General features: G+C 69.4%; 20 protein-coding genes. 6 read left to right on the top strand and 14 right to left on the bottom strand.

The features are described 5' to 3' along the window. Positions 1 to 5 precede the first annotated feature (5 nt). From HWX62_RS05940 to HWX62_RS05925, 4 genes are all read right to left on the bottom strand, one after another. The gene (locus HWX62_RS05940) at positions 6 to 1,955 is read right to left on the bottom strand and encodes an arylsulfatase (protein WP_175932859.1); all 1,950 of its coding nucleotides are present in this window, start codon (positions 1,953 to 1,955) and stop codon (positions 6 to 8) included. Positions 1,956 to 2,091: 136 nt separating this feature from the next. Beyond that, the gene (locus HWX62_RS05935) at positions 2,092 to 2,811 is read right to left on the bottom strand and encodes an SDR family oxidoreductase (protein ID WP_175932858.1); all 720 of its coding nucleotides are present in this window, start codon (positions 2,809 to 2,811) and stop codon (positions 2,092 to 2,094) included. Between the two features lie 161 nt (positions 2,812 to 2,972). Continuing rightward, on the bottom strand, positions 2,973 to 4,280 hold the full coding sequence (locus tag HWX62_RS05930; protein WP_175932857.1) for an MFS transporter: 1,308 nt from the start codon (positions 4,278 to 4,280) through the stop codon (positions 2,973 to 2,975). Between the two features lie 171 nt (positions 4,281 to 4,451). Further along, positions 4,452 to 5,381 (bottom strand): LysR substrate-binding domain-containing protein, encoded by a 930-nt coding sequence (locus tag HWX62_RS05925; RefSeq protein WP_175932856.1) that lies wholly within the window; start codon positions 5,379 to 5,381, stop codon positions 4,452 to 4,454. Between the two features lie 136 nt (positions 5,382 to 5,517). On the opposite strand from HWX62_RS05925, the gene HWX62_RS05920 reads away from it, so the two are divergent. Further along, on the top strand, positions 5,518 to 6,537 hold the full coding sequence (locus HWX62_RS05920; protein ID WP_175932855.1) for an NAD(P)-dependent alcohol dehydrogenase: 1,020 nt from the start codon (positions 5,518 to 5,520) through the stop codon (positions 6,535 to 6,537). 65 nt (positions 6,538 to 6,602) lie between these two features. Here HWX62_RS05920 and HWX62_RS05915 read toward each other — a convergent pair whose 3' ends face one another. The 8 genes from HWX62_RS05915 to HWX62_RS05880 form a co-directional block, all read right to left on the bottom strand. Then, positions 6,603 to 8,918, bottom strand: a complete 2,316-nt coding sequence (locus HWX62_RS05915) for a TonB-dependent receptor (protein ID WP_175932854.1) — start codon at positions 8,916 to 8,918, stop codon at positions 6,603 to 6,605. A 195-nt stretch (positions 8,919 to 9,113) separates the two neighbouring features. Then, positions 9,114 to 10,331, bottom strand: coding sequence for an MFS transporter (locus HWX62_RS05910; protein ID WP_175932853.1), 1,218 nt, complete (start codon positions 10,329 to 10,331; stop codon positions 9,114 to 9,116). Further along, positions 10,328 to 11,392 (bottom strand): ABC transporter substrate-binding protein, encoded by a 1,065-nt coding sequence (locus HWX62_RS05905; protein ID WP_175932852.1) that lies wholly within the window; start codon positions 11,390 to 11,392, stop codon positions 10,328 to 10,330. Before HWX62_RS05905 ends, HWX62_RS05910 begins: the two co-directional genes overlap by 4 nt. 35 nt (positions 11,393 to 11,427) lie before the next feature. Beyond that, complete coding sequence (locus HWX62_RS05900; protein ID WP_006484323.1) at positions 11,428 to 11,838, bottom strand: biopolymer transporter ExbD; 411 nt, start codon at positions 11,836 to 11,838, stop codon at positions 11,428 to 11,430. Continuing rightward, positions 11,838 to 12,554 carry a MotA/TolQ/ExbB proton channel family protein gene (locus HWX62_RS05895; protein WP_175932851.1) on the bottom strand — a complete coding sequence of 239 codons (717 nt, stop codon included), beginning with the start codon at positions 12,552 to 12,554 and terminating at the stop codon, positions 11,838 to 11,840. Before HWX62_RS05895 ends, HWX62_RS05900 begins: the two co-directional genes overlap by 1 nt. A gap of 40 nt (positions 12,555 to 12,594) precedes the next feature. Continuing rightward, the gene (locus HWX62_RS05890) at positions 12,595 to 13,407 is read right to left on the bottom strand and encodes an energy transducer TonB (RefSeq protein ID WP_175932850.1); all 813 of its coding nucleotides are present in this window, start codon (positions 13,405 to 13,407) and stop codon (positions 12,595 to 12,597) included. Positions 13,408 to 13,440: 33 nt separating this feature from the next. Next, positions 13,441 to 14,487, bottom strand: a complete 1,047-nt coding sequence (locus HWX62_RS05885) for an ABC transporter substrate-binding protein (RefSeq protein ID WP_175932849.1) — start codon at positions 14,485 to 14,487, stop codon at positions 13,441 to 13,443. 50 nt (positions 14,488 to 14,537) lie between these two features. After that, on the bottom strand, positions 14,538 to 15,710 hold the full coding sequence (locus tag HWX62_RS05880) for an LLM class flavin-dependent oxidoreductase (protein WP_175932848.1): 1,173 nt from the start codon (positions 15,708 to 15,710) through the stop codon (positions 14,538 to 14,540). Between the two features lie 442 nt (positions 15,711 to 16,152). Here HWX62_RS05880 and HWX62_RS05875 point away from each other — a divergent pair, with 442 nt between their 5' ends. From HWX62_RS05875 to HWX62_RS05860, 4 genes are read left to right on the top strand one after another with little or no spacing between them, the layout of a single operon-like run. Then, positions 16,153 to 17,229 (top strand): ABC transporter substrate-binding protein, encoded by a 1,077-nt coding sequence (locus HWX62_RS05875; protein ID WP_175932847.1) that lies wholly within the window; start codon positions 16,153 to 16,155, stop codon positions 17,227 to 17,229. 31 nt (positions 17,230 to 17,260) lie between these two features. Beyond that, a complete protein-coding gene (locus HWX62_RS05870; protein ID WP_175932846.1) occupies positions 17,261 to 18,367 on the top strand; it encodes a PhnD/SsuA/transferrin family substrate-binding protein in 1,107 nt (368 codons plus the stop codon). Further along, entirely contained in the window at positions 18,367 to 19,182 is an 816-nt protein-coding gene (locus HWX62_RS05865) for an ABC transporter permease (RefSeq protein WP_175932845.1), read from the top strand. The genes HWX62_RS05870 and HWX62_RS05865 overlap by 1 nt, the downstream gene beginning before the upstream one ends. A 22-nt stretch (positions 19,183 to 19,204) precedes the next feature. Beyond that, complete coding sequence (locus HWX62_RS05860) at positions 19,205 to 19,993, top strand: ABC transporter permease (RefSeq protein ID WP_175932844.1); 789 nt, start codon at positions 19,205 to 19,207, stop codon at positions 19,991 to 19,993. Here HWX62_RS05860 and HWX62_RS05855 read toward each other — a convergent pair. Both HWX62_RS05855 and HWX62_RS05850 read right to left on the bottom strand, forming a co-directional pair. Next, entirely contained in the window at positions 19,984 to 21,108 is a 1,125-nt protein-coding gene (locus tag HWX62_RS05855; protein WP_175932843.1) for a sigma 54-interacting transcriptional regulator, read from the bottom strand. The genes HWX62_RS05860 and HWX62_RS05855 overlap by 10 nt on opposite strands. A 120-nt stretch (positions 21,109 to 21,228) precedes the next feature. Continuing rightward, entirely contained in the window at positions 21,229 to 21,909 is a 681-nt protein-coding gene (locus HWX62_RS05850; RefSeq protein WP_175932842.1) for a class II aldolase/adducin family protein, read from the bottom strand. A gap of 384 nt (positions 21,910 to 22,293) precedes the next feature. Here HWX62_RS05850 and HWX62_RS05845 point away from each other — a divergent pair, with 384 nt between their 5' ends. Further along, positions 22,294 to 23,577, top strand: coding sequence for a lipase family protein (locus tag HWX62_RS05845; RefSeq protein WP_175932841.1), 1,284 nt, complete (start codon positions 22,294 to 22,296; stop codon positions 23,575 to 23,577). Positions 23,578 to 23,717: the final 140 nt, after the last annotated feature.

The following is a 23,717-nucleotide window of genomic DNA, read 5'->3' as shown; positions in this document are numbered from 1 at the left end:
CGTCCTCAGTAGTAGCCGCGCGGACGCAGCGGCTCGACGCCGCCGACGTTGCTCATGTAGGTCTTCCACTGGTCGACGAGCGTGCTGACCACCGACGCGTTCTGTGCAGACACGTCGGTCGTCTCGCCGCGATCCGACGCGAGGTCGTAGAGCTGCCAGTGACCGTCGAGCGGCCCGAGCGGCGGCTCGGTCCACAGCGCCTTCCAGCGGCCGTCGGCGCTGCGCAGGTACGCGCGGCCATACGCTTCGTCGCCGAACGGCGTCGTGTGCACTTCGCCCGACGCCGAGCCGGTCAGCACCGGCAGCAGCGACTGGCCCGTGACCGGATACACGTAGCGGTTGTTGTAAACGACCTTGCCCTTGTTCTGGTCGACACCCGTCAGCGTATTGACGAGCGGCGGCGCCGGCTGCGACGGCGGCGTGACGCCCGCGACCGCGAGGAACGTCGCCGTGTTGTCGGTCACGTGCGTGAACGCGCGCAGCGTCGGCAACGGCTGCGACTGGCCCGGCAGGTGCACGATCGTCGGCGTCGACACGCCGCCTTCGGCCGAATAGCCCTTCGTGAGCCGGAACGGCGCCGCGCTCACCTCGGCCCAGCGCAAGCCGTACTGCAGGCGCTGCGCATTCTGCTTGCCGTTGTCGGTGCCGAGCGCCGAATAGGTCGGCTCCTGTGCATTCGCGGTGTCGGTCGCGGTCGGGTCGGCGCCGGAATCGATCGGCCAGCCTTCCGCGCCGTTGTCCGACTGGAACATGATGAACGTGTTGTCGTATTCGCCGATGTCCTTCAGGTGCTGGATCAGGCGTCCGATGTTGTAGTCGAGGTTCTCGACCATCCCCGCGTAGATCTCCATGTAGCGCGCCTGGGCCTTGCGCTCGGCCGGGCTCAGGCTGGCCCACAGCTTGTCGACCTTGCCGGGGCCGTAGTCGCTGTAGCCGTCCGCGGCCGAATGCACCGCGCTGATGTACTTCGCGTCGGCGGTACCGTTGTTGGCCGTCGCGGGCGATGCCGACGTCGTTTCCGGCAGACCGTCGAACGGCTTGAAGTCGGCGGGAATCAGGCCGAGCGCCTTCTGCCGCGCGATGCGCGCATTGCGGATCGCGTCATAGCCGGCGTCGTACACGCCCGCGTATTTGTGCAGCCATGGGTCCGGCACCTGCAGCGGCCAGTGCGGCGACGTGTACGCCGCGTATGCGAAGAACGGCTTGCCGTCCTGCTTGTTCGCATCGATGTACGAGATCAGCTTCTGCGTATAGAAATCGGTCGAATAGAACACCGCGGGGCTGCCGCCCGCACCGCCCGGCTGCCCGGGCTGGCCCGGCTGCACGTAGCGGCCGTCTTCCGTGTAGTTCGACGAGCCGGCCGGCTCGTGCGCGAAGTGGTTCGTCGCCGCGCCGCCGAGCAGCACGTAGCTGCGCTCGAAGCCCCACTGATCGGGCGTCTGCCCGCTGCCCGTCGCGCTGCCGACGATCCCCGAGCCGATGTGCCACTTGCCGGCGATATACGTGTGATAACCGGCGTCCTTCAGCAGTTGCGCGAACGACAGCGCGCGATCGTTCAGGTAACCCTCGTAGCCGGGCAGCCCGCGCCGTTCGTCGGTCGGCACGCCCATCGTGCCTTCGCCGACCAGATGATGATCGGTGCCGGACACCAGCATCGCGCGCGTGATCGCGCAGACGGTGCCCGTGTGGTGGTTCGACAGGATGCGGCCCGATGCGACGAGCGCGTCGAGGTTCGGCGTGTTGATCTCGCCGCCGAACGCATGGATGTCGGAATAGCCGAGATCGTCGGCCATGATGTACAGGATGTTCGGGCGCTTGACCGAGGGCGTCGCGCTGGCCTGGGGCGGCGGATCGCTGTCGACGCCGCCGCACGACGCGAGCGACACCGCACCGGCAATCGCGGCGCAGACGACACGGAAACGAAAGGCATGCAACGGCGAAGCGGACTTTTCCATTATTGTTGACGCTCGATCTACGGGATCGGCGATCTTAGCGTCGCGCGCGCAGCGCCCAAAGTCGGATTCGTCACATGCTAACGGGGTGGGGGAATATGCGGTGCGCGCCGTCCGCCACGCACCGCGCCGCGATGCATCAGCTTCGCCCGCCGAGGCTGCCGCCGCCGTCCACCGACAGCACCTGCCCGGTGACGAACCCGGCTTCGTCGGACAGGAAGAACGCGGTCGCGGCCGCGACGTCGTCGGCCGTGCCGAGCCGGCGCGCGGGAATCGTAGCGAGCACCTTGCGCTCGGCTTCGCTGCCGACCGGCCGCGTCTGGCGGAACAGTTCCGTCTCGATCGGGCCCGGCGCCACCGCATTGACGGTCACGCCGTATTCGGCGAGTTCGAGCGCCCACGTGCGCGTGCAGCCGACCAGCGCACTCTTCGCGGCGGAATACGCGGTGCGATCGAGGCTGCCGAAGATCGCGCGGCTGCAGATGTTGACGATGCGCCCGTAGCCGCGCGCCTTCATCGCATCGGCGAAGTGCTGCGTGACCTGGATCGCGGCTCGCACGTTGAGGTCGAACACGGCCTGCAGCGACCGGAAATCGATCTTGCCGAGCGGTTGCGGCAGCGCGATGCCCGCGTTGTTGACGATGCCGTCGACGGCGTGACGTTCGCCGATCCGCGCGAGCGTCGCGGCGATCTGGTCGAGATCGGCGAGATCGCACGCGAGCAATTCGCCGGGAAAGTCGATGCCTTGCGCATTTCGCGCGAGACCGACGACGCGATGGCCGCGTCGGGCAAGCGTGGTGCTGATCGCGAGGCCGATGCCGCGCGACGCGCCGGTGACGAGATAAGTGCGGGATGACATAGGCGTGCCCTTGGGAAGGAATCCGGAGGAAATGGCGCAACGCGCCTTGTGGTCACCCGGCGCGCGCGTGCTCCGCCCGATTGTGCCGCAGCGATGAGAAACGCGTACGGTCGATGCCTTCTCGTCGCGTTCGATGCGTCACCCTCACGCTCGCCAGTCGCTCACCCCACCCGCCCCGCCGCCACCGGCATCGCGCGCCGCGACGCGATCCGCAACGCAAGCACGCCGCCCGCCAGCAACGCGGCCGCGACGAGCAGCAGCGCGAGATCGTACGAATGCGTGACGTCCTTGATCCGCCCCATCACCGGCGGCAGCGCGAGCCCCGCGATGTTCGCGACCGCGTTGATCAGCGCGATCGACGCGGCCGCCGTGAGCCCCGACACGTACTCGGTCGTCACGGCCCAGAACACCGGCGTCGCAGCCCAGTTGAAGCCGACCGCGAGCACCAGCAGCGCGTACGCGACAGGCCGCACCGGCGTATAGATCGCCGCAACCAGCAACGCACCGGCCAGCAGCATCGGCACGCCGAGATGCAACGCGCGTTCGCCGCCGAGATCCGAATGCCGGCCGTTCAGGTACATCGCAACGCATGCGAACAGGAACGGCAGCGCGGACAAGCTGCCGACCGCGAAGCTCGACTGCCCCGACAGGCTCTTCACGAGCAGCGGCAGAAACAACGTGAGGCCGATCGTGCCGAACGCCTGCAGCAGCCAGAATGCGGCGAGCGCCCAGACCTTGCCGTCGCCGAACGCACGCCGCAATGCGACGCCGTGCGACAGATGCTCGCGCGGCGCACCCTCGCGCAGCGTCGCTTCGAGCCACGCCCGCTCGTCGGCCGGCAGCCAGCGCGCGTGCGCCGGCGTATCGGGCAGGCGGCGCAGCACGACGAACCCGAGCAGCAGCGCGGGCACGCCTTCGAGCAGGAACAGCCAGCGCCAGCCTTCGACGCCGAGCACGCCGTTCAGGTTCAGCAGCGCACCGGACAGCGGCAACCCGATCACCGACGCGAGCGTCGCACCGATATAGAAGAACGACATCGCACGCGCCCGATCGCTCTGCGGATACCACGCGGACAGGTAGTAGATGATGCCCGGCGTGAAGCCGGCTTCGGCCGCGCCGAGCAGCAGGCGCATCGCATAGAGCTGGCCCGGCGTCTGCACCGCGCTCATCGCGGCCGCGACGATGCCCCACGTGATCATGATCCGCGCGATCCAGCGGCGTGCACCGACGCGCGCGAGGAACAGGTTGCTCGGCACTTCGAACAGGATGTAGGTCACGTAGAACAGCCCCGCGCCGAGGCCGTACATCTCGGCGCTGAGGCCGAGGTCGGCATTCATCTGCAGTGCCGCGACCGAGATGTTCGAGCGGTCGATGTACGCAACGAGGTACAGCAGCATCAGGAACGGAATCAGGCGCAGGTTCAGGCGCCGCATCGTCGCGGCATGCAACTGCGGGGCGGTGGCGGTCATCGGCATGTCTCCCGGATCGTCTCGCGCAAGGCGCGGCGTCATGCAGGCCAGTCTAGGAGCCGCGTGAAATTCGCGTCAATTACCGGGATGCCTTCTCGATATGTGAGACGCGCTCGGGCGCGATGCGCAGGTAGCCGGGTCATGGCGTCGTCATCGGAGAATCGGTCGCCGTCATCCGCGCTCGCCGTTCGCGTCGTCCGACGCCAGCAAGTGCGGAATCTCGTCGACCAGCGCATCGACGACCACACGCACCTTCGACGGCACGTGACGCGCCGCCGGCCGCACCGCGAACACCTCGGCGCCCGACACGCTGTCGCTGTCCATCACGAGCGCGAGGCGGCCGTCGCGCACGTACGGCGCCATCAGCCAGCACGGCAGCCATGCGAGGCCCGCGCCGGCGGCGGCCGCGTCGGCGATCGCCTGCAGGTCGTCGAACCGCAGGCGGCCGGCCGCGCGATGGTCGTGCACCGCGCCGTCGGCGCCGATGACCCGCCACGGCGTCGGCTGTCCGCCGCGCGAATACGCGATGCCGACGTGCGACGCGAGCTCGTCGAGCCCCGACGGCCGGCCGTGCCGCGCGAGATACGCGGGCGACGCGCAGATGCCCATGCGCTGCACGCCCAACTTCCGGCCGACCAGCGCGTGCGTGTCGGCCAGCTCGCCGATGCGCACCGCCAGGTCGAAACCGTCGTTGACGAGATCGGCCACGCGATCGCTGAACGATATGTCGATTTCGAGCCGCGGATGGCGCTCGACGAGACGCCGCACGACGGGCGCCACGCACTGCCGCCCGAACAGCACGGGCACGCTGATGCGCACGCGCCCGGCCGGCTCGCGGCGGCCCGCGTCGAGCGCGGCCTCCGTCTCGCCGAGTTCGGCCAGCAGCCGCCGGCACTGCTCGTAATAGACGAGCCCTTCGTCGGTCAGGCCGAGCTGGCGTGTCGTGCGTTGCAGCAGCCGCGCGCCGAGACGCTGTTCGAGCCGCGCGACGATCTTCGCGACGGCCGAGCGCGTCATGCCGAGGCGCAGCGCCGCCGCGGCGAAGCTGCCCGATTCCACCACGTCGACAAATTCGGCGACGCCTCTCAGCCGTTCGTCCATGCCGTTCCGCTCCGCTCCGATGCAATGAGATGACCGATTTGTTTCCATACCGGCGACAATCGTTGGCCGAATTCTCACCAATGCGTCCCCGTGCGCGACACTATGATAGTCCTGACTATCTCGAAAAGGAGTCGACATGCATGCATGGCAAATCAAACCGGGGGACGGCATTACCGAGCTCCGGCGCATCGACGCAACGCTGCGCCCGGTCGGGCCGACCGACGTCGTCGTCAGGATCCACTCCGCCGCGCTGAACTATCGCGACCTGATGTTCGCGCGCGGCGACTATCTCGGCATCGGCAAGGACGCGCTGATCCCGGTCGCCGACGGCGCCGGCGAAGTCGTCGAGACCGGCCGCGACGTCACGCGCTTCAAGCCGGGCGATCGTGTGATCAACACCTACTTCCCGCGCTGGATCGACGGGCCGCCGACGCCGCAGAAAGTCGCGGGGTCGCCCGGCGCGCAATTCGACGGCGTGCTCGCCGAACGCTTCGTGTCCGACGAAACCGCGCTGGTCGCGATTCCCGCGCATCTCGACTACGACGAAGCGGCGACGCTGTCGTGCGCGGGCATCACCGCGTGGAACGCGCTGTTCGTCGACGGCGGACTGGAGCCGGGCGCGACCGTCGTGCTGCTCGGCACCGGCGGTGTGTCGATCGTCGCGCTGCAGCTCGCGCAGGCCGCCGGATTGCGCATGATCGTCACGTCGTCGAGCGACGCGAAGCTCGAACGCGCGCGCGCACTCGGTGCGGACGCAACGATCAACTATCGGGCGACGCCCGAATGGCAACACGAGGTACTGCGGCTCACCGGCGGTGCGGGCGCGGATCTGGTCGTCGAAGTCGGCGGCCGCGATACGCTGCCGCGCTCGGTCGCCGCGACGAAGATCGGCGGCATCGTATCGATCATCGGCGGCCTCAGCAGCTTCGGCGGGCCGGAACTCGCGCTGCTGCCGTTGATCGGCGGCTTCCGCCGGCTGCACGGCTTCATGGTGGGCAGCCGCGCGATGCTCGACGACGTCGTGCGGCTCGTCGACGCGAAACGGATCAAGCCGGTGGTCGATCGCGTGTTCGGCTTCGACGAAGCGCCGCAAGCGTACGCGTACCTGCAATCGGGGCAGCACTTCGGCAAGGTGGTGATTCGCGTCGCGTCGTGACGCGTGCAAGGACCGCCCGCCGCGGGCCGGCGCTCGACGCGCCGGCGCCGCGGCAGGCATCGCCGTCAGATCTTCGCGGTCAGCGTGATCCCGACCGTGCGCGGATCGCCATACAGCACCGGATACGCGCCATACGACGGCAACAACTCGAGTTTCTTGTAGACCTTGTTCGTCAGGTTCGTCACGTAGCCGGTCACGATGTACTTCTGGTTCGGCGTCGTGTACGACACATGCGCGTTCAGCACCGTATAGCCGCCCTGCCAGAGCTGCGGCATCGTCTGCCGCGTCGCGCTGAAGTACTCGCGGCTGCGGTAGTTCACGTCGCCGCCCGCCGTCAGCGTGCCGAACGACACCGGCACGCGATAGTCGAAGCCCGCGTTCAGCGTCGTATGCGGCGAACGCGCGAACGAGTTGCCAACGGCCGTCGGCACGTTGCGGAATTCCGTGTAGCGCGTGTTCAGCATCCCGAGGTTCGCGAACAGGTACAGGCTGTTGACCGGCTGCGCCTTCAGCTCCAGCTCGAAACCGTCCGCGCGCCCCTGCCCGGCATTCGACAGCGTCGACACCGGCGGCCCGCCGAACGGGTTCGGCGCCAGCGCGAACACCTGGATGTCGCGATAGTCGTAGTGGAACACGCTCGCGTTGACGATCAGCCGCTTGTCGAACCACTCGCTCTTGATGCCGACCTCGTAATCGGTCAGGTACTCCGGCGACACGGTCGACACCGTGCTCTGCGTATAGGCGTTGCCGTTGTAGCCGCCCGAACGGAAGCCGCGCGCATAGCGGAAATACGCGCGCACATTGCTGCTGAGCGCATATTCGGGCGTGAGGTCCCAGGTCGGCGCGCGCCAGGTGTTGGCCTGGTTCTGCCGCGCGCTGACCGCGAGCGGCGACGACACCGACGACGGCGACCACCAGCTGTTCGGATCGCTGAACGTCACGTTGCCGGTATCCTGCAGCCCGGTCAGGTTGATGGTCTTGCGCTCGATCGTGTAACGCAGCCCGCCCGTCACGTTGAAGCGGTCGGTGAAGCGGTACTTGACGCTGCCGAAGATTGCCGCGCTCTGCGTGTGCTGCGTGAGATCGGTCAGATGGTAGTACGCGGGCGACGGCGAGCCCGGCAGCCCGCCGCCGGCGCCCTGCTCGGCCAGTTGCTCGGTGAACAGGTGCGTGCCGACGATCCAGCTCAGCCGGTCGTTCTGCGGCGATTCGAGCCGGAATTCCTGCGAAAACTGCCGGCTCGACAGGCGATCGTGCGAGCGCGCCGCATCGACCGGCGAATAGTCCTCGTCGTCCTGGTACCAGCGGTGCAGCCCTTCGAACGCGGTGATCGACGTCAGCGACACCGCCGGGTTGATGCGCCAGTGCGCAGTCAGCGACGTGCCCCACGTCGAGATGTGATCGCTCGACGGCGCATTGAGCGACACCGTATACGGATCGCTCGACCCGACGAAGCCGAACTGGTTCGTGCCACCGCGCCCCGCACCTTCCGCGTGCCATGCGTTGCCGCCGCCCGTGTAGTTGCGGCCATGGATGTTGAACAGGAAATCGGTGTCCGCCGTGGGCACGGCGAGCACCTGGAAGCGCACCGCGTTGTCGTGGAAGCCGCCGAAGCGCCCCTGCTGCACCGTGTTCGTGTAGAAGCTGTCGGCATTCTCGTGATACACCGACACGCGCGCGGCCAGCACGTCGTTCTTGCCGATCGGCCCGCCGATCGCCGCTTCCGCGAGCCGGCTGTTGTACTGACCGAAGCCGAGCTTGCCGTAACCGCTCACGTCGAACGTCGGCTTCTGGGACGTGATGTTGAGCGCGCCGCCGACCGTATTCTTGCCCCACAGCGTGCCCTGCGGCCCGCGCAGCACTTCGATGTGGTCGAGGTCGAACAGCGGAAAGCCCTGCCCGAACACGCTGTTGATGTACACGTCGTCGAAGTACACGCCGATCGGGCTCAGCGACAGGTCCGACGGATCGTTGCTGCCGACGCCGCGCAGGAACCAGCGCGGCCGCTCGCGGCCCTCGGTCGATTGTCCGGTGAAGTTCGGCACGTACTTCGTCACGTCGTTGATCACGCGCAGCTCGTTGTTCTTGATCGCATCGCCGCTCAGCGCGCTGACCGCGACCGGCACGTCCTGGATGCGTTCCTTGCGCCGGCGCGCCGTCACGGTCACCGTGCCGAGATTCGTTTCGCGTACCGCCGTGCCGCGGTTCGCACGCACCGCCTTCGGTGCGGCCGCGGCCGCGTCGTCCGATGCCTGTTGCGCCGGCTTCGCGTCCGGCGCCCCCGCCGTCGCCGCGCCATCTTCTGCCCATGCGGGCAACGATACGGCGCCGCCCGTCAGCAGTCCCCCCAGCGCGGTGACGATTAGTTTTTTCCTGAACATCGATGAGTCATCCTGTTTGATCGGTTGAACGCAGTGCGTGCGCGACGCACGGGTTCTCTCATGCAATTCGGATGCCAGCATCGACAGGCCCGTCGCACGGGGCTCGCGGCGGGCCTGCTGCGCCCGTGTTGCTGCATGCGCATCTGTGTAAGCGGAAAATTGCTGGTCACGCAACACCGCACGATGCCGAATTCGTCAGGATGGCTTCGCAGGCAGCGCTTGCGTCGCGCCGCGACGCCCGTGTGCGAGCCGCAGCGCGAGCGCGACCAGCACGACGACCGGCAGCCAGCACAGAAACACGGCCCGCAACCCGACGAGCGGCGCGAGCGCGCTGCCGACCAGCGGGCCGCAGAACGCGCCGGTCATCGACGCGAGGTTGTAGAGGCTCGATACCTGGCTCTTGTCGGCCGGATGACGGCCGAGATGCTGCATGTTGACGAGATGCAGCAGCGACGAGCCGGCGCACAGCGCGGCGAGCCCCGCGCCGACGATCCAAGCATCGCGCCCGAGGCCGAGCGCGAGCAGCCCGGTCACGCCGCCCGCGACGCTCAGTGCATGGCAACGGCGTTCCGTCATTCGCTGCGCGACGTGCCCGAGCCCGAACAGCGCGATCACCGCGACCGCGCCCTGCAACGTCAGCAGTGCGACGGCACGCGTCTGCGTGAGGCCGAGCGACTGGATCGCGAGCACCACCGTATAGGTGCCGACGAGCGCGCGCGTCGCGCTGTTCACCGCTTCCACGACGAGCTGCTCGCGGATGTCGCGGCTCCACGCGAGCGCGAACAGCGCGCGCAGGCCGCCGGTTCGACGTGACGCGCCGCGCGACGGTGGTGCCGCCTCGCCGAGCAACACGCGGCTGAACAGCGCCATGCCCGCGAAACTCGCCGATGCCGCGCAGAACGTCGCGGCCGCACCGTGCGTGCCGATCAGCCAGCTCGCCAGCCACGGCCCGGCCATCCCCGTTCCGACCGACATCGCCGCGCGATACCAGCCCGCGCGGGCGAGGCCGATCTGCGCGAGCCGCGCGAGAAACACGCCGTTGATCGACACGATCCGGAACGGGATGCACAGCCCGATCAGCCCCTGCGTGAGTGCGATCAGCGGCCATGCGCCGGTGAACGGCACGACGAGATTGAGCAGCATCGGCCCCATGCTCGCGGCGAAGTACACGCGCCGTGCACCGTAGCGCGCGACCAGCAGCCCGGCCGGCAATGTCATCAGCGCGATGCCGAGCGGCTCCATCGCGGCGATGATGCCGAGCCGTGCGTCGTCGACGCCGAGCGCCAGCGCATACAGCGTCGTCGCGAGCTGCGCCATGCTGATCGTCGTGCCGCTCGCGAGCGCGAGCAGCATGAAGCCGCCGGTAAAGCGCTCGCGCCGCCATGCGTCGGCGACGCGTGCCGGCGTGCTCACCGCGACAGCGTCGCGATGCCGTCGAGCGCGCGCCGGTCGATCCATGCGCGCACGTCGAAGTCGGCGGGCAGGAACCGCCAGTCGACCAGGAAGCGCTTGAAATCGTCGAGCGCGGCGATCGACGCTTCGTCGAGATCCGTGCGCAGCCGCCGGTGGACGTCCGCGCCGTATGCGAGCCGCAGCCAGTCGTGGCCCGAGCCCGTCTCGCGGCCGAGATAGCCGAGCACTTCGTGCTCGTGCTCGCGCGCCCACCCTTCGACGTCGGTCACGCGCGCGAGAAAGCGGCTGACGATATCGGGGTGGCGCTCCAGCGTCGACGCATTGACGGTCAGCGGGCGCGGCGAGCCGTTGTTGATGCGGATCTGCGGATCGGGATGAAAGCCGATGTCGACCACCGGCTGCGCGCCGATCAGGTGCGCGGTTTCGAGCCCGAGCGAACCCTTCACGTAGATCGCGTCGACGTCGCCGCGCACCAGCGCGGCCGCCTCGGCCGCATAGAGCCGCCGGCTCGACAGGCTCGCCGGATGACTGAACGCCGCGTCGCGAGTCGCGGGCGTCGCCACCGGCGCGCGCAGGTTCGATGCCGGTACGTCGACCCATTCGACGTCGCCGGGGCCAAGCCCGTCGAGCGACAGCGCGCTCACGAAGCCGCGCAGTGCCGCCGCGCGGAAGATGTCGATCCGCTCGCCGTCGCGGCGCGGCAGGCCGATGCGGCGCCCGCGCAGATCCTTCGGTCGCGCGAGGCCGGCTTCCGGCAACGCGACGATCGCCTGCGCCTCGTCGACCCAGGTCAGCGCGATCACGCGCGTGTCGGCACCGGACGCGCGTGCCCACAGCGCCGGAATGCTGCCGCCCTGGCGGAACGCGTTGTCGAGCGAATGGTCGACGTGCGCGTGATGCAGTGCCGCGTGCTGGCTTTCCTGCAGCGCGCGCACGGTGATGCCGTCGCCGGCGAATTCGTGATCCAGCCAGCCGAGATGCGCGGCGATACCGAGCGGTGTCGGCACCGGACAGCGCGTGTACCAGATCGACTGGACGTTGTGTGAAGCCGTGGTGCTCATGAATGCGTTCGCAGAAAGGAGTCGTGAAGGGCGCGTCAGCCGCGCGGCGCGGTGAGCACCGACAGTCGCGTGATGCCCGCGTGCTCGATCGCCGCCATCAGCTTCGCGACGGTGCCGTACGGCACGTGCTCGTCGGCCTGCAGGTCGAGCGCGACGTCGGGCCGGCCGGCCTTCAGCGCGGCCAGCTCGGCCGGCACCGTGTCGAGCGCGACCGCGCGCTTGTCGAGATACACGACGCCCTTGCCGTCGACGCTCACGGTGACGTTCGGCTTGCGGTCGGCCGGCGCGGTGGCGACGGTGTTCGGCAGATTCACGTGCACCGCGTTGTTCAGCAGCGGCGCGGTGACGATGAACGCGACCAGCAGCACGAGCATCACGTCGACGAGCGGCGTGATGTTGATTTCGCTGAGCACGTCGTCGTTGTCGGAGGAGGACGAGAAGGCCATTATGCGAACGCCTCCTGGCGGGTGTCGTCGGAACGGCGCGCCGGGGCGGCCGCGGGCGCGGCGGCCGGCACGCGGAAGCCGGCCTTCTGCGCGAGCGTGACGAAGTCGGTCGCGAACGCGTCGAGATCGGCCGACGCAGCCTTCACGCGGCGCACGAAGAAGTTGTACGCGAGCACGGCCGGCACCGCGACCGCGATGCCGATCCCGGTCGCGACCAGCGCCTCGCCGATCGGACCGGCCACGACGTCGATGCTCGCCGACGCGCTGTGCGTGATCGCGGTCAGCGCATGGATGATGCCGAACACCGTACCGAACAGCCCGACGAACGGCGCGGTGCTGCCGATCGACGCGAGCACCGCGAGCCCCGCTTCCTCGCGCCGGCGCGCGTTGTGGATCTGCTGGCGCAGATGGCGTTCGAGCAGGTCGTGACGGCTCCAACTGTGTTCGAGATCGTGCGCGCTGCTCTCGTCGGCGCGTCGCAATGCGTCGAAGCCCGTCGCGGCGAGTTCGCCCACCGGGCTGTTCGCGCCGTCGAGCGCGGCCGCGTCGTGGAAACTGTTCGCGGCCCAGAATGCGCTGACGTAGCGCCGGTTGCGCGCGCTCGAACGCAGGCTCTGGATCGCCTTCACGACGATCAGCGTCCATGTGACGACGGAGAAGACGACGAGCAGCCAGAGCGCGCCCTGGACGATGAAGGTAGTCGGGATAGCGTTCATGATGTGAGTTCCTTGAAAAATGTGCGGGCGGCCCGGCGGGTCAGCCCAGCTTGAAATCGATCGGCACGTTGACCCAGCCGTCGACCGCTTCGTCGCCGCGCTTCGCGGGCACGAAGGTCCAGCGCTTCACGGCGGCCACCGCCGCGCTGTCGAGCAGGCGGCGGCCGCTGCTCGTGCGGACCTCGACCGAATCGGGCGTGCCGTTCGCGAGCACGTGCACGCGCAGCACGACGCGCCCTTCCCAGCCCTGGTCCTGCGCGAACGCCGGATAGTCGGGCACCGGGTTGCGCAGGTACGCCGCGTCGCCGATCGGCGCGGTTTCGCGCACGGGTACGGCGGGTGCGGGCGCAGGCGCCTGAATCGGGGCAGCGGGCGCGGCGACGGCCGGCGTCGCCGTCACGGGTGCAGGTGCGGCTTCGCGCGTCGCCTGCGGCGTGGCCGCCAGCGCCGGACGCGGTACGGCCGCGCGCGGCTTCGGCGGGGTCGGCGCCTGCTTCAACGGCTTCGGCGGCACGACCGGCGGCGGCGGATGCGCGGCCTGCGGCAGCGGTTCGGGCGGCCGCGTCAATTCGACCGTCATCGGCAACGGCCGGGGCGGCTGCGCGGGCGGTGCGGCAGGCACGCGCGCGGTCAGCAGCGCAACGCCCGCATGCAGTGCCGCGACAGCCAGCGCGATCGCGGCCGCGCCGCGCCATCCGCTCGCCTGCGCCGGTCGCGTGTCCGCCTGCGCGGACGGTACGACCGACGGCGGTCGCGCCCGGGTCGCCGCCGTCACGCTCACCGTGCGCGGCGCGGCACGCGCCGCATGCCGGCGTGCGGGCGGCACGCCGTATTCGATCGTCAGCCCTGTCATGTTCGACTCCTTGCAATGACACGCCGCGGCGTGCTACGCGACCCACGCATGGCGGTGCCGGTCGATCTGCGTGAACGGCGCCGGATCGATCCACGCGCGCGCGTCGAAATCGTGTTCGAGAAAGCCCCACTCGACGAGAAAATCCTTGAACGCGACCAGCCCGTCGATCGACGTCGGCGCGAGCCCGGTCTCGAGATGGCGATGCACGTCCGCGCCATACGCGTAGCGCACCCACTCGTCGGATGCACGCGTTTCGCGGCCGATATAGGCGACCGTCTCCGCCGGATGGCGCGCGGCCCAGTCACCCGCGCCGACCACGACCGACAGGAAGCGGCTCACGAGATCGGGGCGCGCGTCGATCAGCGCGCGATCGACGGTCAGCGTGCGCGGCGTGCCGTTGCCGATCCGCACCAGCGGATCGGGATGCGCGCCGAGATCGATGACGATCTGCGCGTCGATCAGATGCACGGTTTCCAGCCCGGCCACGCCCTTCACGAACACCGCATCGACGTCGCCGCGCACGAGCGCCGCGATTTCGAGCCCGTATTCGTGCGGGCCGCGCGTGAACGACGCGGGCCCGGTGTGGCGCTCGCGCGTGTCGGGCAGGTCGACCCATTCGGCGTCGCCGTGGCCGAGCCCTTCCAGTTCGAGTGCGCTCAGGAACCCCTTCAGCGCGGCCGCGCGCCAGAAGTCGATGCTGATCGGATGGCGCGGCAAGCCGAGCCGCCGGCCGCGCAGGTCGCGCGCGGTGCGGATGTCGCGCTCGGGCAGCGTGACGATCGCCTGGAATTCGTTGGTCCACGACAGGCCGATCACGCGCGTATCGGCGCCGCGGGCCCGCGCCCACAGCGCGGGAATGTTGCCGCCCTGCCGGAACGAGTGCCGCAGGCTGTGATCGAAGTGCGATTCGCGCTTGTCGGCGTCGGCCGTCTCCTGCAGCGAATGGAGTGCGATGCCGTCCGGCCCGAACTCCTCGTCGAACCAGCCGCGATGCACGGCGATGCCGAGCGCGGTCGGCACCGGGCAGCGCGTGTACCAGAGTGCGTCGCAAGCCGTGGCCTGCGCAGCGAGTGTCGTCATGGTGAGTGTCCTTGTCGTTGTCATGGGTGCGTGGCGGCGGGCCGCCGCGCTCAGGCGCCGGCCACGGGCAGCGCCGCCTGCGTGCCGCGCGCGTTCAGCGCGCCGTCGACGAGCGGCAGCACTTCCTCGCCCACGCGGTACGCTTCTTCGAGATGCGGGTTGCTCGCGAGGATGAACGTCGACACGCCGATCTCGACGTACTCCGCGAGCCGCTCGGCCACCTGCTCGTGGCTGCCGACGATCACGCAGCCGGGGCCGCCGCGAATCTGCGACATCCCGGCCCACAGGTTCGGGCCGACGATCAGGTCGTCGAAGTGTTGCGTGTTGCCCTGGTGCAAGGCGAACTGGCGTTTCGCGCCGACCGACTCCGACGCTTCGCCGCGCCCGCCGAATCCGTTGCGCGTCGTGTCGCCCACCGTCGCGAACATCTGCCGCAGCTCGGCCCACGCCTGCTCCTCGGTCTCGCGCGCCAGGATGTCGATGCGCATGCCGAAGCGCAGGTCGCGCTCGGCGTTCTGCCGGTCGAGCGCGCGACGGGCCGCATCGATCACTTCCTTCTGCTTCGCGAGCGGCTCGCCCCAGCTCAGGTGCACGTCGCCGTGCTTCGCGGCGACCGCGAGCGCCGCGTCGCTCGCGCCGGCCAGATAGATCCGCGGCGGTTTCTGGCCGCTCAGCGGCGGCAGCAGGCCGCCCTCCTCGACGCGATAGAAGCGGCCGTCGAACGTGAACGGCGCGCCGGCTGCGACGCCTTTCACGACGTCGAGGAATTCGTCGGTGCGCGCATAGCGGCTGTCGTGATCGATGAAATCGCCGTACGCGCGCTGGTCAGGGCCGCCGCCACCCGTGACGACGTTCCACTCGACGCGGCCGCGGCTGATCCGCTGCAGGCTCGCGGCCATTTGCGCCGCATAGACCGGATGCACGAAATGCGGCTGCAGCGCGATCAGCAAGCGCAACCGGCGCGTCTCGCGCGCCAGCGCGGCCGCCACGACCCACGGCTCCTCGGTGAAACGGAAGATCGGAATCAGCGCGCCGTGGAAACCGGCGATGTCGGCCGCACGCGCGACCTGCGACAGATAGTCGATGTAGCCGAACGCGTCGTCGTCGACTTTCGGCGCGACGCGCGACGCGCGCTGGCGATTCCATTCGCCGCGCGTATGCAGATCGTGTGCGCGCCGGCCGTCGCCGTGCATCGGCAGGCGCCACAGAAATTCAACAGCCATCGGGATTCTCCTTGTCGGCCCGTTCGGATTGCGTGCGGCACCGGCGTGCCGCGCGTGTGCAGCGCTGTAAAGCACGCGGTGTGCCAACGGGCTCGCCGCGCCGCGCGCGGCGGCGCCGATGAACGCGCGCTGCGCCTTGCGGGCCGGGCGTAGGCGGCGGTCGAATCACGTGCGCCGATTGCCGCCGAACCCGTCGCGACACGCACACGCGCCGCTGCTGCATCCGCCGCACCGGTGCTGCGCGCGCAACAGCGCCCGATGCGACTGTTGCTCACGCAACAACGCAGGGGACTGCCGCCATGCCGCGCATCGCCCGCGCGGCCCGCGGCAGCGGCCGCACGGCGGTTGCCGTTCACTGTGGCCCGGAACTTGCAACGTGGAACGGCCCGCGCGGGCGACACCGCGCCTCGACCACGCTTACCCAGACAGGGGAATCTCACACATGACAGACAGGCCCGATTCGTCATCGGACAAGCAGCAGACGTTCTGGTACGCCCGATCGCCGGTGCCGACGCCGCTCGGCATCGCCGTGCACCTCGGCTGGCTCAACGGCGAGACCTCGGCCGACGGCGTCGCGATCCGCTCGCCGCGCGGCGCCACGCGGCACGACGTGTCGTCGATCAGCGATCACACGCTCGCGCAATCGTTTCGCCAGGGCGGCAGCATCCCCGCGATGTGGGCGCGCTCGAACGACGCGCATACGCGCGTGATCGGGCTGTCGTGGGTCGACGAGTCGCAGTTGATTCTCGCGCGCCCCGAGTCGGGCATCCGGTCCGTGAAGGCGTTGCGCGGGCGCCGGATCGCGATTCCGAGCCGCCCCGACGATCGCATCGACATCTTTCGCGCATCGGCGCTGCGCGGCTTCGTCAACGCACTGAGCCTCGACGGGCTGACGCTCGGCGACGTCGAACGCGTCGACGTGCGCGCCCGCACGCTGCAAGCCGTCGGGCCGGCGCGGGCGGCGAACCTGTTCGCGTCGCCGCACGGCTTTTCGAGCCGCGCGCTGTATGCGGCCGAAGCCGGCGCGCTGCTGCGCGGCGAAGTCGACGCGATCTACGTGAAGGGTTCGACGGGCCTCGAAATCGCGCAACTGATCGGCGCGCACGTCGTGATCGACATCGGCTTTCATCCGGAGCGCTCGATCCGCAACAACAACGGCACGCCGCGACCGCTGACCGTCAACGCGGACGTGCTCGCGAACCATCCCGACATCGTCGCCGGCTTCCTCAAACTCGTGGTCGCCGCCGGCGAATGGGCCGGCACGCATCCCGACGAAACCGCGCACTACGTGGCCGGCGAAACCGCGTCGTCGATCGACTGGGTGCGCGCCGCGTACGGCAACCAGTTGCACCGGCATCTCGGCATCAATCTCGACGACGAATCGGTCGCCGCGCTCGGCGAGTTCAAGACCTTCCTGCACGACCACGGTTTTCTGGAAGCCGATTTCGACGTCGCCGACTGGATCGATCCGCGCCCGCTCGCCGACGTGCTGCAGCCCTCGCTGCAAAAACGTGCGTGAGCCCCTTTACCGTTCACTGTTCGGGACCATCATGAAACACACGCTCTGCCTTGCCTCGCTGCGCCGCCCGCTGCGCGCGCTGCTCGCCGCGCTGCCGTTGGCCGCCGCATCGCTCACCGCCCCTGCCGCGCACGCGGAAGACCCGCCCAAGGTCGTGCGGATCGCCGTCGTCGCGTATTCGAGCGGCGGCAAGACGCAATACGCGGGCGCCTCCGCATTGATCGACGCCGACAAGTCGCTCGAAAAAGCACTCGCCGCGCGGCACGTGACGCTGCAATGGGTGCCGGTGTCGACCGCCGCGGTCGGCACGCTCGTCAACGAGGCATTCACGAACGGCAGCATCGATTTCGCCGGCTACGGCGACCTGCCGTCGGTGGTCGTCAACGCGTCGGGCACGCATACGCGCCTGATCGTGCCGGGCGGCGTCGGCAGCAATACCTATCTGGTCGTGCCGGCCGGCTCGAGCGCGAAGTCGATCGTCGACCTCAAGGGCAAGCGCATCGCCCTCAATCGCGGCCGGCCGTGGGAAGTGCCGTTCAGCAAGCTGCTCGCCGAGAACGGGCTGAAGCTGTCCGACTTCAGGATCTACAACCTCGATCCGCAGGCCGGCGCGGCAGCCGTCGCGGCCGGCCGCGTCGACGGCTTCTTCACGCTGTCCGACGCGTATTCGCTCGTCGACAAGAACGTCGGCAAGATCATCTGGTCGACCAAGCGCGCGCCCGACGACTGGAAGATGCGCGCGGAACTGTGGGCATCCGACGATTTCGTGCGGCGCTACCCCGACATCACGCAGATCGTCGCGACTGCCTACGTCCGGGCCGCGCACTGGATCTCGCAGCCGCAGAACCGCGACGCGTACGTGAAGATCCTGAGCGCGTCCGGCCAGCCGGAAAGCGTCGTGCGCCGCGAATACGCGGACGAAGCGACGCCGTGGAAGGAGCAATGGACGCCGCTCTTCACGCCGGCGTTGACCGGCCATTACCGCGATGTCGTCGCGTACAGCCGCCAGGCCGGGCTGACGTCCGCGCCGGTCGACGTGAACGCGCTGCTCGCGCCGACCTTCGTGTCGACCGCGCTCAAGCAGCTCGGCCTCGACGGCTACTGGCGCGCCGACGCCCCGCGCGTCGCGAGCCGCTGATGGCGATCCGCGCCCTCGCGCCGAACGGCTTGCGCGCGATTCGCGTGCCGAGCGTCGCGCAGCTCGGCGAGCATGCGCTGTGGTGGATCACGCCCGTCGCGTTCGCCGCGCTGTGGTGGCTCGCGAGCGCGCAGCGCTGGTTTCCGCCGCAGCTCGTCGTGCCGCCCGAGCGCCTCGCGGTGACGCTGCGCACGCTGCTCGACACCGGCGAACTGCGCGACAACCTGTCGATCACGCTGCACCGCCTCGTGCTCGGGTTCGCGATCGGCGCGACCAGCGGCGCCGCATTCGGCATCCTGCTCGCACGCAGCCGGCTGTTCGCCGACTACCTGCGGCCGACCTTCGACCTGTTGCGGCAATTGCCCACGCTCACATTGATTCCGCTGCTGATCCTGCTGATCGGCGTCGACGAACCGTTGAAGCTCGTCGTGGTCGGCAAGGCCGTGTTCTTCCCGGTCGCACTGGCCGCATACACGGGCGTGCACGACGCGCCGCGCGATCTCGTCGAGATGGCGCGCCACTACGGGCTCGGCCGCTTCGCGCTGCTGCGCGACGTACTGCTGCCGGCCGCGCTGCCGCCGCTGCTCACCGGCGTGCGGATCGCGCTCGCGCGTGCGTGGCTCGCGCTCGTCGCGGTCGAGCTGCTCAGCGCGGACAGCGGCATCGGCCAGATGATGGAACTCGCCCGGCAGATGCTGCGGCTCGACGTGGTGCTCGTCGACGTCGCGGTAATCGGGCTGATCGGCTTCGCGCTCGACCGCTCGATCGCACTCGTCCAACGTTATGCGTTGCGCTGGCAGACGCCTGCGCGCTGACCCTGACCGGAACCGCCTCGGCATGACCTTCGTTACCCGCGTTGCCTCGCTCGCCCCGCTGCGCCGCCGCGCGCGCGGCCTCGTCGTACCGGCGCTGCTGCTGGCCGCCTGGCAAACCGCCTCGTCCGGCGACGCAGCCCATCAATATGCGTTCGTGCCGCTGCAGCAGGTCGGCGCCGCGCTCGTCGAACTTGCGCGCAGCGGCGAACTCGCGACCGATCTCGGCGCGAGCCTGCGCCGCACGACGCTCGGGCTCGGCTTCGGCGTCGCGTTCGGGCTCGTGTTCGGCGCGGCGATGGCGCGCTCGCCGCTCGCGCGCAAGCTCGGCGAGCCGGCGTTCCAGGCGCTGCGCTACGTACCGCTGCTCGGCCTGATTCCGCTGCTGAGCCTGTGGGCCGGCACCGGCGAATTCGCGAAGGTGTTCACCATCGCGCTGGCCGCGTTCTACCCGATGACCACCGCCAGCTTCGACGGGTTGCGCCGCGTCGATCCGCGCTATGTGGAGCTCGCGCAGTCGTATCGCCTGACCCGCATCGGCCTGTGGCGCGACGTGCTGATCCCCGGCGCGTTGCCCGACCTGTTCGCGGGCGTGCTGCAGGCCGTGCCGTTCGCGTGGATCACCGCGACCAGCAGCGAGTTGCTGTTCAACACGGGCGCCGGCGTCGGTAGTCTGATGCAGAACGCGCAGGCCGGCGCGCGCGCCGACGTGCTGCTGGTGTGCGTGCTGGGCGTGACGGCGCTGGCCGTCGGCATGAGCGCGTCATGCGAGCGGATCGCGCGGCGCGCGCTGCGCTGGCGCGATCACGCCTGACGGCGCAGCCGCGCGTCGGCGTCGCCGTCGCCTGCGTCGCGCGGCTTCAGGATGCCGAGCTGCGCGAGCCGGGCACGCACGATGTTGCGCGACTGGTCGAGCAGGCGCGACATCCGCAACTGGTTGTGCTCGCTGTAGTCGAACACGCTGCGGTACACGGTGTCCTCGATGTGCTGCCACAGCGCCGGCGTGCCGAGATCCAGCAGTTCGATCACCGCGTGGCGCAGTGCGTCGGTCGCTTCGGCCACGTCGCGCGCGCGGCGCGGCGGCGCGGCGGCCGTGCCTGGTGCGTCGGCCGGGTCGGGTGCGAGTGACAGCGCGGAGAATTGCAGGTCGCCGACGTCGATCGCCCCGCCTGCGCAGATCAGCACCGCGTGGTGAATCACGTTCTCCAGTTCGCGGATGTTGCCGGGCCATGCATGCGCATGCAGCCGCGCGCGCGCAGCGTCGGTCAGCGTCGGCGCGGCCACGCGCAGCCGCTTCGCGTAGGTGTCGATGAAGTGTTCGATCAGCGGCGCGATATCGCCGGGCCGCTCGCGCAGCGGCAACAGGCTCAGCTTCACGACGTTGAGCCGGTAGTACAGATCCTCGCGGAAATTGCCCGCGCGCACCGCGGCTTCGAGATTCACGTTGGTCGCCGCGACGAGCCGCACGTCGATCTTCACGGTCTTGCGCGAGCCGACCGGCGTCACCTCGCGCTCCTGCAGCACACGCAGCAGCTTGACCTGCGCGGACAGCGGCAGGTCGCCCACTTCATCGAGAAACAGCGTGCCGCGATTCGCGGATTCGAACCAGCCGGGCTGGCTGTTGATCGCGCCGGTGAACGCGCCGCGCTCGTGGCCGAACAGCTCGCTTTCGATCAGCGTTTCCGAAAAAGCCCCGCAGTTGACCGCGACGAACGGCCCGTCGTGACGCTCGCTCAGCGAATGCACGAGGCGCGCGATCAGCTCCTTGCCCGTGCCGCTCTCGCCGGTGACGAGCACCGTCGCATCGCTCGGTGCGACGAGCTGGATGCGTTCGAGCAGCACCCGCGATTTGGGATCGTCGAACGTCAGTGCCTTCGCGCGAATCGTGATCGCATGCGAAGTCGGGTCCGGCAAGCTGAAGATGGCCATGGCACGACCGGCGTGTTGAACGGGGAAGGTTCGACGATAGCAACGCGCACGCCGGCCACGAACCAATTCATCGAGCTATCGGTATGACGGCGGCCGGATTGCGCCGGCCGCCGCGCCGCATCATGCGAGACCGGTCATCTTCCATTGCTGTTCGAGCGCGCCCGGCCCGAATTCGAGCGAGCCGCCGAGCGGTTCCGCGAGCGCCTGGAAGTACGCGGCTTCCTCGAGGATCAGGATGTACTTCGACACGTCGAGGATCGACTTGCCCCAGAACGTCGCGCCGCCGTTCGCCTCGATGATCGCCGGTACGTCGGGATCGCGCCGGATCGTGTCGACGATGAAGCGCGGCTCGCCGGGGCGGCGATCGACGTAGACGGGGATTTCGCGTGCCCGCGTATAGCGCGCGGCTGGCGCGTAACGGATCGGCAGCGGACGATGCGCGCTCGCCCATGCGCCGAGATACGCGCCGTGGACATGAATCACCACGTCGACTTCCGGCGCCTCGCGGAATACGCCTGCGTAGCGCGGGCCGTTGCCGCCGGCGCGTGCGTCGCCGTGCAGCACGTCGCCGTCGAGCGTCACGACGACCGGCTGGATCTCCTGCGACGCGGCCCACGGGCTGGGCGCCGACAGCGCGACGACGAGCTCCGTGCCCGGCACGCGCTGGAATGCCTGGAACGTGTTGGTGGCGCTGAGCGTGCGCGTTTCCTTCAGCACGCGCGCGGCTTGCGCGAATTCGCGCGTAGCGCGCTCGACGAAGGCCACGAGTTCGCCGCTGTCGATGGCTTGGGTGACGGACATGAGGGCGTTTCCTTGATCGGTTGAACGGTTGAACGGAAGGGCTCGCGTCGCCACGCCGCGACGCACGGTCAACGGATCAGCAGCAATCGTGCCAGCGCTGCGATTTGCGTATCGAGGGCCGGCCGGCGTGGCGCAGGCACGCGATGCCAGCGTTGCGCCGTGCAGCCCGCGCATGCGCGTTTTGTTGCGGAAGCAACACCGTGCCGGCCGGGATTGCTGCACGACACGCAGTCGGTGCATGCGTGCGACACGCGCGGCATCGACCGATCGTCCGCCGCGCCGCGCGTTGCGTACGCAACGACCTTTCTGGTTCGAAACTTGCATCGCACTCGGCTCGCGCCGGCATGGCCCGACGCATCCGCTCTCATCGACCTTCATCCGACCATGACGCTTCTTTCCCTGCGCGGCGTCGCCGCGCGCACGCTGCTTGTATCGGCACTCGCCGTGCCTTCCATCGTTTCGCTCGCCGCTTCGCCCGGCCGCGCCCCCGCTCCTGACCCGTTGCAGGGCGACGGCCGCGTATCCGCGTTCTACACGTGGGACCGCGACATTCCGGCCAAGCCCGGCGTGCTGCTGCGCACCGAGCCGCTGCCCGCGACGGTCGGGCTCGCGAGCGCCGCGCGACAATTGCGCATCCTGTACGCGTCGACCGACGGCGTCGGCGGCCATACGCCGATCGCCGTGTCGGGCGCGCTGTTCGTGCCGCGCGGCACGCCGCCGGCCGGCGGCTGGCCGATCGTCGCGTGGGCGCACGGCACGTTCGGGATGGCCGACATCTGCGCGCCGTCGTGGTTCGGCCGCTCGTATCGCGACGTGCGCTACCTGAACGCCTGGCTTCAGCAAGGGTTCGCGGTGGTCGCCACCGACTATCAGGGGCTCGGCACGCCCGGCCCGAATCCGCAGCTCAACAACCGTTCGAACAGCTACACGCTGCTCGACAGCGTGCGCGCGGTGCTCGGCGGCGTGCCAGGCCTCGCGAACGAGGTCGTGCTGGTCGGCCAGTCGCAAGGCGGCTCGGCCGTGATCGCGGCAGCCGGCTACGCGCCGGCCTATGCGCCCGAACTGGCGATCCGCGCGACCGTCGCGACGGGCACGATCTACAACGCGTCGCACGCCACGCTCGCGGCGCTGCCGAAGTTCGAGACGGCGTACCGGCGCGATCCCGACCGCGTCGATCCGACGCTCGCGTACCAGTTCTACTCGGTGCTGTCCGCACAGCAGATCGATCCGTCGCTGCGGGCCGACGAGGTACTGACCGACACCGCGCTGCCGATTCTCGAACAGGCGCGCATCGGTTGCCTCGCATCGCTCGAGGACGATGCGGCGCTCGCGCACCTCACGCACGCGAACACCGTGAAGCCGGGCGGCGATGCGCGGCTGAAGGCGTGGTGGGACGACTACCTGAAATACCCGTCATTGAAGATCGCGACGCCCGTTTTCATCGGTGCGGGCGCGGACGACGGGCTCGCGCCGCTCGAACTCGCGCTCGCCCGGGACGCGTGCGCGGCCGGCACGACGGTCGAAGCACACCTGTATGCGGGCCGCGAGCACAACGGCACCGTGAACGCGTCGCTCGCCGATTCGATTCCGTTCGTGAAACGCGTGCTGGCCGGCGAGACGATCCGCCCGGTCTGCTCGCCTGCCGCGCAGCCGGCCGTGTCGCAATAGCCGGTTCACCGCGCTTTGCACGACGGCGCGAATGCTTGTGCAAATCCGTTATTGGATCGCGCCGCCGCCCATTTTTATACTCGTCAGCACTCTCTGCCAAAGAGTGCCAGCCAACTTCGACAGAACCGTACAGGACGAAA

The sequence above is a fragment of the Burkholderia sp. BCC0506 genome, from assembly GCF_902833145.1.
Taxonomy (GTDB): Bacteria; Pseudomonadota; Gammaproteobacteria; order Burkholderiales; family Burkholderiaceae; genus Burkholderia.
The sequence above is the reverse complement of the archived record's forward strand: the minus strand, read 5'-3'. Positions and strand labels throughout refer to the sequence as shown.

Bases quoted from the DNA above. Each gene is read 5' to 3' on its own strand.
- HWX62_RS05940 (WP_175932859.1), bottom strand. From the start codon at position 1,955: ATGGAAAAGTCCGCTTCGCCGTTGCATGCCTTTCGTTTCCGTGTCGTC.
- HWX62_RS05935 (WP_175932858.1), bottom strand. From the start codon at position 2,811: ATGTCATCCCGCACTTATCTCGTCACCGGCGCGTCGCGCGGCATCGGC.
- HWX62_RS05930 (WP_175932857.1), bottom strand. From the start codon at position 4,280: ATGACCGCCACCGCCCCGCAGTTGCATGCCGCGACGATGCGGCGCCTG.
- HWX62_RS05925 (WP_175932856.1), bottom strand. From the start codon at position 5,381: ATGGACGAACGGCTGAGAGGCGTCGCCGAATTTGTCGACGTGGTGGAA.
- HWX62_RS05920 (WP_175932855.1), top strand. From the start codon at position 5,518: ATGCATGCATGGCAAATCAAACCGGGGGACGGCATTACCGAGCTCCGG.
- HWX62_RS05915 (WP_175932854.1), bottom strand. From the start codon at position 8,918: ATGTTCAGGAAAAAACTAATCGTCACCGCGCTGGGGGGACTGCTGACG.
- HWX62_RS05905 (WP_175932852.1), bottom strand. From the start codon at position 11,392: ATGAGCACCACGGCTTCACACAACGTCCAGTCGATCTGGTACACGCGC.
- HWX62_RS05900 (WP_006484323.1), bottom strand. From the start codon at position 11,838: ATGGCCTTCTCGTCCTCCTCCGACAACGACGACGTGCTCAGCGAAATC.
- HWX62_RS05895 (WP_175932851.1), bottom strand. From the start codon at position 12,554: ATGAACGCTATCCCGACTACCTTCATCGTCCAGGGCGCGCTCTGGCTG.
- HWX62_RS05890 (WP_175932850.1), bottom strand. From the start codon at position 13,407: ATGACAGGGCTGACGATCGAATACGGCGTGCCGCCCGCACGCCGGCAT.
- HWX62_RS05885 (WP_175932849.1), bottom strand. From the start codon at position 14,487: ATGACGACACTCGCTGCGCAGGCCACGGCTTGCGACGCACTCTGGTAC.
- HWX62_RS05880 (WP_175932848.1), bottom strand. From the start codon at position 15,710: ATGGCTGTTGAATTTCTGTGGCGCCTGCCGATGCACGGCGACGGCCGG.
- HWX62_RS05875 (WP_175932847.1), top strand. From the start codon at position 16,153: ATGACAGACAGGCCCGATTCGTCATCGGACAAGCAGCAGACGTTCTGG.
- HWX62_RS05870 (WP_175932846.1), top strand. From the start codon at position 17,261: ATGAAACACACGCTCTGCCTTGCCTCGCTGCGCCGCCCGCTGCGCGCG.
- HWX62_RS05865 (WP_175932845.1), top strand. From the start codon at position 18,367: ATGGCGATCCGCGCCCTCGCGCCGAACGGCTTGCGCGCGATTCGCGTG.
- HWX62_RS05860 (WP_175932844.1), top strand. From the start codon at position 19,205: ATGACCTTCGTTACCCGCGTTGCCTCGCTCGCCCCGCTGCGCCGCCGC.
- HWX62_RS05855 (WP_175932843.1), bottom strand. From the start codon at position 21,108: ATGGCCATCTTCAGCTTGCCGGACCCGACTTCGCATGCGATCACGATT.
- HWX62_RS05850 (WP_175932842.1), bottom strand. From the start codon at position 21,909: ATGTCCGTCACCCAAGCCATCGACAGCGGCGAACTCGTGGCCTTCGTC.
- HWX62_RS05845 (WP_175932841.1), top strand. From the start codon at position 22,294: ATGACGCTTCTTTCCCTGCGCGGCGTCGCCGCGCGCACGCTGCTTGTA.